8 protein-coding genes are annotated in these 10,307 nt (G+C 59.4%); 3 read left to right on the top strand and 5 right to left on the bottom strand.

Annotated elements, in window-relative coordinates:
- Nucleotides 1-27: 27 nt before the first annotated feature.
- A complete protein-coding gene (locus ACTG3X_RS04835) occupies nucleotides 28-2,352 on the bottom strand; it encodes an ATP-dependent helicase (protein ID WP_439110104.1) in 2,325 nt (774 codons plus the stop codon).
- 176 nt (nucleotides 2,353-2,528) lie between these two features.
- On the opposite strand from ACTG3X_RS04835, the gene ACTG3X_RS04840 reads away from it, so the two are divergent.
- Nucleotides 2,529-3,671 carry an alpha-hydroxy acid oxidase gene (locus ACTG3X_RS04840; RefSeq protein WP_439110105.1) on the top strand — a complete coding sequence of 381 codons (1,143 nt, stop codon included), beginning with the start codon at nucleotides 2,529-2,531 and terminating at the stop codon, nucleotides 3,669-3,671.
- Here ACTG3X_RS04840 and ACTG3X_RS04845 read toward each other — a convergent pair.
- The 3 genes from ACTG3X_RS04845 to ACTG3X_RS04855 form a co-directional block, all read right to left on the bottom strand.
- The gene (locus tag ACTG3X_RS04845; protein ID WP_439110106.1) at nucleotides 3,668-4,114 is read right to left on the bottom strand and encodes a BLUF domain-containing protein; all 447 of its coding nucleotides are present in this window, start codon (nucleotides 4,112-4,114) and stop codon (nucleotides 3,668-3,670) included. The two genes, ACTG3X_RS04840 and ACTG3X_RS04845, sit on opposite strands and share 4 nt — an antisense overlap.
- 11 nt (nucleotides 4,115-4,125) lie before the next feature.
- Nucleotides 4,126-4,566, bottom strand: a complete 441-nt coding sequence (locus tag ACTG3X_RS04850) for a BLUF domain-containing protein (protein ID WP_439110107.1) — start codon at nucleotides 4,564-4,566, stop codon at nucleotides 4,126-4,128.
- Between the two features lie 92 nt (nucleotides 4,567-4,658).
- Nucleotides 4,659-5,126 (bottom strand): rhodanese-like domain-containing protein, encoded by a 468-nt coding sequence (locus ACTG3X_RS04855; protein WP_439110108.1) that lies wholly within the window; start codon nucleotides 5,124-5,126, stop codon nucleotides 4,659-4,661.
- A gap of 219 nt (nucleotides 5,127-5,345) precedes the next feature.
- Here ACTG3X_RS04855 and ACTG3X_RS04860 point away from each other — a divergent pair, with 219 nt between their 5' ends.
- Entirely contained in the window at nucleotides 5,346-8,789 is a 3,444-nt protein-coding gene (locus ACTG3X_RS04860; protein ID WP_439110109.1) for a pyruvate carboxylase, read from the top strand.
- Nucleotides 8,790-8,935: 146 nt separating this feature from the next.
- Nucleotides 8,936-9,862, top strand: a complete 927-nt coding sequence (locus ACTG3X_RS04865; protein ID WP_439110120.1) for a DMT family transporter — start codon at nucleotides 8,936-8,938, stop codon at nucleotides 9,860-9,862.
- Nucleotides 9,863-9,912: 50 nt separating this feature from the next.
- On the opposite strand, the gene ACTG3X_RS04870 is transcribed toward ACTG3X_RS04865, so the two are convergent.
- Nucleotides 9,913-10,307, bottom strand: a 395-nt coding sequence (locus tag ACTG3X_RS04870) for a DUF1801 domain-containing protein (RefSeq protein ID WP_439110110.1), incomplete at its 5' end; no start/stop codon positions are given.

Genomic DNA, 10,307 nt, shown 5'->3' on the forward strand with positions numbered 1-10,307 from the left:
CTGCCGCCTTCGCTTTTTTAAGACCCTTCAAAACGGTATCGTGTCGGCATCGGCCGCACTCATGATAAAGCGCGAGACAACTTTCTTTGTCCCGGCCTTGTCAAATTCGATAGACAGCTTGTCTCCCTCGACCCCTGTGATCTCGCCATATCCGAACTTCTGGTGAAACACCCGCTCCCCCACCGAAAACGCCGAGATCGCCTGCGCATCAATCACGATGTTGCGGCTCTCTTGTGGCTGGCCTGTGGGCCGCTGGCTGCTGCGCGCCTGCATCCGCTTCCAGCCCGGAGAGTTGTAAACATCCGCATCCGACACAGCCGTTTCAAGGCTTGAGCGTCCGTAAGTCTGCGCCGCGCCATATGTTCCGCCGTAAAGTCCGGGCGGCGTCAGCACATCCACATGCGCCTCTGGCAGCTCGTCAATAAAGCGGCTCGGCATCTGGCTTTGCCACTGCCCATAGACACGGCGGTTGCCCGCAAAGGAGATCGTGCAAATCTCTTCGGCCCGCGTGATGCCCACATAGGCCAGCCGCCGCTCTTCCTCGAGACCCTTGGTGCCGCTCTCGTCCATCGAGCGCTGCGACGGAAACAACCCATCCTCCCAACCGGGCAAAAACACGGCAGGAAACTCAAGCCCCTTGGCCGCGTGCAGCGTCATAATCGAGATCTTTTCGTCGGCATCGTCCTTATCATTGTCCATGATCAGGCCCACATGCTCCAAAAAGCCTTGCAGGTTTTCAAACTGCTCCAGCGCTTTCACAAGCTCTTTGAGGTTTTCCAGCCGCCCGGGCGCTTCGGGTGTCTTGTCGTTTTGCCACATGCCCGTGTAACCGCTCTCGTCGAGGATCATCTCGGCCAGCTCTACATGGCTCACCTCAGGGCTGGCCTCAAGGCGCTGCCAGCGCTTCAAATTTTCCAAAAAGCGTTGAAGCTCAACCGCGCCCTTGCCGCCAAGCCCCTTTTCATCCAGCAAAATCTGCGCGCCCTCATGCAGCGGCAAAAAGTTCGCGCGCGCGGCAACCTGCATTTTCTGCTGGGCCTTGTCGCCAAGCCCGCGCTTGGGCGTGTTCACCACCCGCTCAAACGCAAGGTCATCCTCAGGGCTCACCACAAGGCGGAAATAGGCCATGGCATCACGAATTTCCATGCGCTCGTAAAAACGCGGCCCCCCGATCACACGGTAAGGCATCCCGATGGTCAGGAAACGGTCTTCAAACGCGCGCATCTGGTGCGAGGCGCGCACCAGTATCGCCATGCTGTTGAGCGATATGGCCCTCATCCCGCGCGTGCCGCGCTGCATGGCCTCGGCCTCTTCCCCGATCCACCGCGCCTCTTCTTCGCCGTCCCAATGGCCAATCAGGCGCACTTTCTCGCCGTCTTGGGCCTCGGTCCACAGCTCTTTGCCAAGGCGCTTCTCATTGCCCGCAATCACACCACTGGCCGCGGCCAGAATATGCGGGGTCGAGCGGTAGTTCTGCTCAAGGCGCACCACCTCGGCCCCGGGAAAATCCTTTTCAAACCGCAGGATATTGCCCACTTCGGCCCCGCGCCACCCATAGATCGACTGGTCGTCATCGCCCACACAGCAGATGTTCTTGTGACCCCCCGCCAGCAAGCGCAGCCAGAGGTACTGCGCCACGTTGGTGTCCTGGTATTCGTCCACCAGAACATATTTAAACCAGCGCTGATACTGCGCCAGCACGTCCTCGTGCTGCTGAAAGATCGTCACCACATGCAAAAGCAAATCGCCAAAGTCGACAGCGTTCAGCTCCTTGAGGCGGGTCTGATACTGCGCATAAAGCTGCGGGCCGAGGCCGTCATAGGCGCTGCCTTCAGCGGCGGGCAGGTTTTCAGGCAGCCACGCGCGGTTTTTCCAGTTGTCGATAATCCCTGCCAGCATCCGCGCAGGCCAGCGCTTGTCATCCACATGTGACGCCTGCACCAGCTGCTTGAGCAAGCGCAGCTGGTCGTCCGTGTCCAAAATGGTGAAGTTGCTCTTCAACCCGACAAGCTCGGCATGGCGGCGCAAAAGCTTCACGCAGATCGAGTGAAACGTGCCAAGCCAGGGCATCCCTTCCACAGACTGCCCCAAAAGCTTGGCCACCCGCTCTTTCATCTCGCGCGCGGCCTTGTTGGTAAAGGTCACAGCCAAAATCTCGTTTGGCTGCGCCCGCCCCGTGTTGAGCAAATGCACAATCCGCGTGGTCAGCGCCTTGGTCTTGCCTGTGCCCGCGCCCGCAAGCATCAGCACGGGCCCATCCAGCGTTTCCACCGCCGCACGCTGGGCCGGGTTGAGTTCGTCCAGATAGGGCGCACCCCGTGCCGCGAGGGCTTTTTGCGAAAGAGATACCACGGTGTCGTCACTTCTTTGGTTGTTCTGCTTTGGCCCCAATACCTAAAGATTTTCACACCCAAGTCAAAGCAATGTTCGCCTTGTGTTCTGGTGTATTTGGCAAATCCGCCTTTTTTGTTGCCCCAAAGATTGCGCCGCTACGTCTCCTCTGGACAATGCCGCGTGCCATACGCTCAATGCGGCGCATGGATTTGCAAGCAAAATACCCCGGCATCGACGATCTGCGCACACGTGCCCAAAAGCGCATTCCGCATTTTGTGTTTGAATACCTTGATAGCGGCACAGGCCGCGAGACCACCACAGCGCGCAACCAGAGCGCGCTTGAGACAATCCGCTTCATGCCCTCGGTCTTGCACGGCCCCCAAACAGCCACGCTTGGCCGCCGTTTTCTGGGCAAAGACTACGCGCTGCCCTTCGGCATGGCTCCCGTGGGCATGTCAGGGCTCATCTGGCCTGATGCCGAGCGGCTTTTGGCACGTGAAGCCGCGCGCGCGGGTCTGCCTTTTTGTCTCTCCACAGTGGCCGCCCAAACGCCCGAACACGTTGCCCCCGAACTGGGGGATAAGGCATGGTTCCAGCTCTACCCGCCCAAAGACGAGAGCATCCTCAAAGACATGATCACCCGCATCAAGGCCGCAGGCTTTCATGCGCTAGTGCTGACACTTGATGTCCCCGTTGCCTCGCGCCGCGAGCGGCAAGTGCGCTCAGGCCTCACCCAGCCGCCCAAGTTTGGCCCGCGCCTCTTGTGGCAGACAGCAAAGCGCCCCGCCTGGGCCTGGGAGGTGCTCAAGAGCGGCGCACCGCGCATGCGAACGCTGGACAAATACATCACCCACACAGGCAACCTGCCCTCCACCGCCCACATCGGCTATCTGCTGCGCGCCTCGCCTGATCTGGCCTACCTTGAGCGCGTGCGCGCGCTCTGGCAGGGGCCGCTGGTTGTCAAAGGGATCATGGACCCAGCCAGCCTCCCCGCCCTTGAGGCAGCTGGCGTCGATGCGCTTTGGGTTTCCAACCACGCAGGCCGCCAGTTTGATGGCGCTCCCGCCAGCATCGAAATGCTGCCGCACATCCGCGCCGCATCGGCGCTGCCCATCGTCTTTGACAGCGGCGTCAGCGGCGGGCTTGATATCCTGCGCGCACTGGCTTTGGGAGCTGACTTTGTGATGCTGGGCCGCGCCTGGCACTATGCGCTCGCCGCATTGGGCGCAAAAGGCCCGCAGCACCTGACAGATATGTTGGAAAGCGACATGCGCGCCAATCTGGGCCAGATCGGCGTGTCAGACCTCGCCAAGCTCGCCGAGCGGCGACACCCCTAAAGCGGCAAGCTGCGGAAGTTGTTCAAAAAGCTCCCGACAAGGCGGCGCACGCGTTGGCTGCCGCCTTGGGTGCAGCCACTCTCTTTCTGGATATCATAAATCGAAAGCACCTCATGGCGCAGCGATGTTCCCAGATCATTTGGCCGCGCAAACCCCATGCGCCACTGCGCAAAGGTGCGCTCCCGCACCTCAAGCTCAACCATCGGAATAATCTGGCGGTGCCGCTCATCCATCTCGATCCGCGCATAACAGGCCTGCACCGCGGCCTTGGGGCCTTCAAGAACTTGAAAGAAAGTCCCCTCATGAAATATCAACAGCCCCGAAAGCCCCGCCGCGCCGTTGTTGCGCAAAGAGGCATCGAGAATATCCTGCAAGTCAGCGTCGCCAAACCCTGCGCGCGCCGAGCTGATATAGACCTTACAGATCAAGTCTGGTTCTGGCATCGGCCCGCCTTTCAAACAGAGGCTTTCAAAGTGTCATATGAGGCCAGAAAATCTCTCACATGCTTGCGCACGCCGGCCTCGTCGCCCCGCGCCTCGCTGTCGGGCGGCACCATGTCATAGATCGAAAAGACCGCATGTTGCATGCTGCGCGGCATATCCTCGGTGCGCGCATATCCCATGCGCCACTGCCCAAAGGCCCGCTCCGCCACCTGCCCCGTTTCGATCATCATCAGCTTGGCATGGCGCGGATCACGCATGATACGGTTAAAACAGCCCATCACAGCGTCCATCTCTCCCTCCAGCACCTGAAAGAAGCGCCCCTCATGAAACACCATAACGCCCGTCAGACCGTCGCGTTCGTTGTTGCGGCGTGAAATTGTGAGAATTTCTGGCAAGTCTGCCACTTTAAACTGCGCAGCAGCATCACTGACATATACCAATCGGCCCAGCATGACGTCCTCCGTTATTTAACAACGCCAGATTGCCTAAAACGGGTTAACGAAAATTGAAGGCAGACAGTCTCTTAAGGATAGGTCTCAAGCCGTCATTTCGCGGCGCGGTAGGCCTCGGGCATGGCCGCAAGCGCGGCCTCAGCGCGCGCCAAAGGCAGGTTCTCTTTAAGCCAGCCTTGCCCGTGGCGCGAGCCATACATACCCTCGCCCACATCGATCACATCGCCCAAACCGTTCTGCGCAATCACCTTTTGCAAAAACTGCGTGCGCCCGCCTGTGGCGCAGATAATGGCAATAGGCTTGCCCGCCTCAGCCTTCAAAAGCGCCTGCATACGGCTGGAAAAATCGCGTGAAACCATATCAATCGGCCAAGCCCCCAGCGCAACACCGCTCTCGCGCCATTCGTCAGGCGTGCGAATATCAATCAGCACAATCTCACCCGCAGCCACAGCCCGAGACGCCTCTTGGGCCGACATCACAGGCGGCTGCGCCGCAACGGGCGTGGCAAACACAAGCGCCCCCAGACCAAGAGCAAACAAGCGGCGTGTCAGTTCGGGCACAAAAAATCCTCACCTTTCGAGCAACATAGCCACAGTAAGCGTCAAACCTACCGCAATTTGAATGCGAAAAACACACCGTTCACAGGAATATGAATGAAGTATAGCGCGGATTGGTAAAGAAATGTTACCAAAGCGCGAAAGAGATTCGATTTTTCTTCATGCAAGCTCGGGGGCAGCGGCATGGAGCAGCACATCCCAGCGCCCCTCAGGAGACACGCCTTGCCCGATTTCAAGAAAATCCTCATCGCCAACCGTGGCGAGATCGCCATTCGCATCATGCGTGCGGCCAACGAAATGGGCAAAAAGACGGTTGCGGTCTATGCCGAAGAAGACAAACTCGGCCTGCACCGCTTCAAGGCCGACGAGGCCTACCGCATCGGCGAAGGCATGGGGCCGGTTGCCGCCTACCTGAGCATTGAGGAAATCATCCGCGTCGCGCGCGCCTCTGGCGCAGACGCCATTCACCCGGGCTATGGCCTGCTCTCGGAAAACCCCGAGCTGGTCGACGCCTGCGAACAGAGCGGCATCACCTTCATCGGCCCCAAAGCCGCCACCATGCGCGCTCTGGGCGATAAGGCCAGCGCACGGCGCGTGGCCATTGAGGCAGGTGTGCCTGTGATCCCCGCCACCGAAGTTCTGGGCGACGATATGGACGCGATCATCAAAGAGGCCAAAGAGGTCGGCTTCCCGCTGATGCTCAAGGCCAGCTGGGGCGGCGGCGGGCGCGGCATGCGCCCGATCCTCAACGAAAAAGAGCTGCCAGAAAAAGTCATGGAAGGCCGCCGCGAGGCCGAGGCCGCCTTTGGCAACGGCGAGGGGTATCTGGAAAAGATGATCATCCGCGCCCGTCACGTCGAGGTGCAGATCCTCGGCGACACCCACGGTGACATCTACCACCTGTGGGAGCGCGACTGCTCGGTGCAGCGCCGCAACCAGAAAGTGGTCGAGCGCGCGCCCGCGCCCTACCTCACCCAAGCCCAGCGCGAAGAGATTTGCGAACTGGGCCGCAAGATCTGCGCCCACGTCAACTATGAGTGCGCCGGCACGGTCGAGTTCCTCATGGATATGGACACCAGCAAGTTCTACTTCATCGAGGTGAACCCCCGCGTGCAGGTCGAGCACACCGTGACAGAAGAGGTCACAGGCATCGACATTGTTCAGGCCCAGATCCGTATCGCCGAAGGCAAGACACTGGCCGAAGCCACAGGCAAGCCCTCACAGGCCGATATCCGGCTCAACGGTCACGCGCTCCAGACGCGGATCACAACAGAAGACCCGCAAAACAACTTTATTCCCGACTATGGCCGCATCACGGCCTACCGCTCGGCCACAGGCATGGGCATCCGCCTTGATGGCGGCACCGCCTACACAGGTGGCGTGATCACGCGCTATTATGACAGCCTGCTGGTCAAGGTCACAGCCCACGCCCAAACGCCCGAAGCCGCCATCGCCCGTATGGACCGTGCTCTGCGCGAGTTCCGTATTCGTGGCGTGAGCACCAATATCGCTTTTGTGGAAAACCTGCTCAAGCACCCCACGTTCCTCTCCAATGAATACACCACCAAATTCATTGACGAGACCCCCGATCTCTTCACCTTCAAGAAGCGGCAGGACCGCGGCACCAAGGTGCTCACCTATATCGCCGATATCACAGTCAACGGTCACCCCGAGACCAACGACCGCCCCGCGCCGCCCGCAGGCCTCAAAGACCCGCGCGCGCCCAGCTTGCGCAGCGAGACGCCCGCAAGCGGCACACGCACCTTGCTTGAGGCCCAAGGCCCCAAGGCCGTGGCCGACTGGATGCTGGCGCAAAAGCAGCTCCTGCTCACCGACACCACCATGCGCGATGGTCACCAATCCTTGCTCGCAACCCGTATGCGCTCGATTGATATGATCAAGGTCGCCCCCGCTTACGCGGCCAACCTGCCCCAGCTCTTTTCTGTCGAGTGTTGGGGCGGCGCGACCTTTGATGTTGCCTACCGCTTCTTGCAGGAATGCCCGTGGCAGCGCCTGCGCGACCTGCGTGCGCGCATGCCCAATGTGATGAGCCAGATGCTTCTGCGCGCCTCCAACGGTGTGGGCTATACCAACTACCCTGACAATGTCGTGCAAAGCTTCGTGGCCCAAGCCGCCACATCAGGGGTCGATGTCTTCCGCGTGTTTGACAGCCTCAACTGGGTCGAAAACATGCGCGTCGCAATGGACGCCGTGCAAGAAAGCGGCAAAATCTGCGAAGGCACGATCTGCTACACAGGCGATATCCTCGACCCCGCCCGCGCCAAATATGACCTGAAGTATTATGTCTCCATGGCCAAAGAGCTTGAGGCCGCAGGCGCCCATGTCTTGGGCCTCAAGGATATGGCAGGCTTGCTCAAGCCCGCCGCGGCCACCGTGCTCATCAAGGCACTCAAGGAAGAGCTGACAATCCCTGTCCACTTCCACACCCACGACACGGCAGGTATTGCCTGCGCCAGCATTCTCGCCGCCGCCGATGCAGGCGTTGATGCCGCCGATTGCGCGATGGACTCATTCTCGGGCAACACCAGCCAGGCCACGATGGGCACATTGGTCTCGGCCCTGCGCGGCACGCCACGCGACACAGGTCTCGATGTCACAGCCGTGCGCGAAATCTCTGACTATTGGGAAGAGGTGCGCGGCCACTACGCGGCCTTTGAAACAGGCATGCAAGCGCCCTCCTCCGAGGTCTACCTGCACGAAATGCCGGGGGGCCAGTTCACCAACCTCAAGGCCCAGGCCGCCTCGCTCGGCCTTGAAGGGCGCTGGCCCGAGGTTGCGCGCACCTATGCCGACGTCAACCAGATGTTCGGCGATATCGTCAAAGTCACGCCCAGCTCCAAAGTGGTCGGCGACATGGCCCTGATGATGGTCAGTCAGGGCCTCAGCCGCGATGATGTGGAAAACCCCGACAAAGACGTGGCCTTCCCGGACTCTGTCATCGACATGATGCGCGGCAACCTTGGCCAACCTCCGGGAGGCTTCCCTGACGGGATCGTCAAGAAAGCCCTCAAAGGCGACGCGCCCGACACCTCGCGCCCGGGGGCACACCTCGCGCCCGTTGATCTTGAGGCGACCCGCGCCAAGGTCAGCCAGGAGCTTGACGGCCTCGCCATTGATGACGAAGATCTCAACGGCTACCTGATGTACCCGAAAGTCTTCATGGATTATATGGGCCGCCACCGCACCTATGGCCCTGTGCGCACCCTGCCCACCAAGACCTTCTTTTACGGCATGGAACAGGGCGAAGAAATCACAGCCGAGATTGACCCGGGCAAAACACTGGAAATCCGCCTGCAAGCTCTGGGCGAAACCGATGAGAACGGCGAGGTCAAAGTCTTCTTTGAGCTCAACGGCCAGCCGCGCACCATCCGCGTGCCCAACCGCATTGTGAAAGCCACAACCCTCCAGCGCCCCAAAGCCGAGCAAGGCAACGCCAACCACATCGGCGCGCCGATGCCGGGTGTTGTGGCCTCTGTGGCCGTAACCGTGGGCCAGAAGGTAAGCGAAGGCGACATGCTGCTCACCATTGAAGCCATGAAAATGGAAACAGGCATCCACGCCGAGCGCGCCGCCACGGTCAAGGCTGTGCATGTGCAGCCGGGTGGCCAGATCGACGCCAAAGACCTGATGATCGAGCTGGAGTAATCCAGCGCTCTGCTTTGGGGCACCCCGCAAGTTTGCCCCAAAGCAGACGCTCTCCGCACCACGCCCAAAAGGCGGCTGTGCGGACCTTAGTGCCGTTCAATTGCCTTAATGATGCAAACGACAGTCTTGCGTGTTAGTTGTCAGAAATGGAAAAACAAACCTCAGCCAAGCAGGAAGTCACACCCTATGCCCGTGCGGTTGTAGGCGTACTTTTTGCATCCATCTGCTTTGGCTTTGTGCCCTACTTCAGCCGCGGGCTTACCGATCAAGGTCTCGCTCCTTACGCGGTTGCTTTTTATCGGTACATATTGGCAGCGATCGTCCTGTTACCAGCACTTTTACTGCATCGTTCAAATTGGCGGGAAATCGTCTGGGGTATAGGTGCAGGCGCAGTGATGGGTCTTGGCTGGGTCGGCTATGTTAGTGCCCTTGAAACTGTTCCTGCATCGACGGTTGGCGTTCTCTATATGACGTATCCAGTATTTACGATTGCCATCGCGTGGGCACTTTTCGGCGATCAACCCACGCAGCGCAGCCTTGTTGCGGCTGGATTGATTATCATCGCTGCAATAATCGCGGGGTCTCCAGCATCTGTACCTCCTGATCAAATTCCGACGCTCCTCGTCTCATTAGCAGCACCTTTTGGATTTGGCTTTGGCATATGCGTTCTCGTTCACCGTCTGTCACGCATTGCCCCATTGGCCAGAATAGCGTCAATCTCGCTTGGTTCGGTCATTGGGCTTGCCCCGCTCATACTTTCATCGGAGGTCGTTGAAATCATACCACAAGGAGGGAGTGACTGGTTCCTGATTGCCGGAATCGGCCTTGTGACGGCGCTTATCCCGCAACTGGTTTACACCGTCTATTCACCCGTCATCGGGGCGACTCGCACCGCCGTTATCGGAAGTATCGAACTGCCCACAATGTTTGCCGTTGGCATTCTTGCGTTCGGCGAAGTGGTCACTTGGGCTCAAGCGATCGCCTGCGCACTCGTTTTGGGTGCCATAGCTCTCACTCAAAGTCGCTCAACTCAAACTGTGACGACCGTGATTAGCAAGAAACCAAATAGATAGCTTTAGGCTCAATCCAGACCTTCGCTGCGACTGCGCTCAATGGTAGCCCGTCACCGCCCGCGCGAGCGTGCCGCCGCCTCCTGCAGCAGCTCCGAGATCATCACCGCATCAATACTCTCCACAGTGGCAAAGTTTACATGCCTGCGAAACTTGCCCGTCCCTTGAAGCACCTGCGCGGGGTCCGCAAGAACAGCCCCGTCACTCAACAAAAGCTGCACGTACTCCTTGTAGGAAAACACCCCACAAAACTGGCCTTCCTTTTCTTCTGGCCGAACCGTGTAAAGCGTCCCGCCATATTTTGCGAGGCGGCTCACCTCGGGCGCAACGCCTTCAATCAACCTATCCAGTGCCGCAATCACAGCACTTTGGTCTTCACCCGTCATCATATCTTCACCCTCCAACACCTTATTACGCCCGATTTCTTCGCAAAATCGCCCCCTCACCC

Source organism: Lentibacter sp., from assembly GCF_965658795.1.
In the GTDB taxonomy this organism is placed as follows: Bacteria; Pseudomonadota; Alphaproteobacteria; order Rhodobacterales; family Rhodobacteraceae; genus Lentibacter.

Bases quoted from the DNA above. Each gene is read 5' to 3' on its own strand.
- ACTG3X_RS04840 (WP_439110105.1), top strand. From the start codon at position 2,529: ATGCGGCGCATGGATTTGCAAGCAAAATACCCCGGCATCGACGATCTG.
- ACTG3X_RS04845 (WP_439110106.1), bottom strand. From the start codon at position 4,114: ATGCCAGAACCAGACTTGATCTGTAAGGTCTATATCAGCTCGGCGCGC.
- ACTG3X_RS04850 (WP_439110107.1), bottom strand. From the start codon at position 4,566: ATGCTGGGCCGATTGGTATATGTCAGTGATGCTGCTGCGCAGTTTAAA.
- ACTG3X_RS04865 (WP_439110120.1), top strand. From the start codon at position 8,936: ATGGAAAAACAAACCTCAGCCAAGCAGGAAGTCACACCCTATGCCCGT.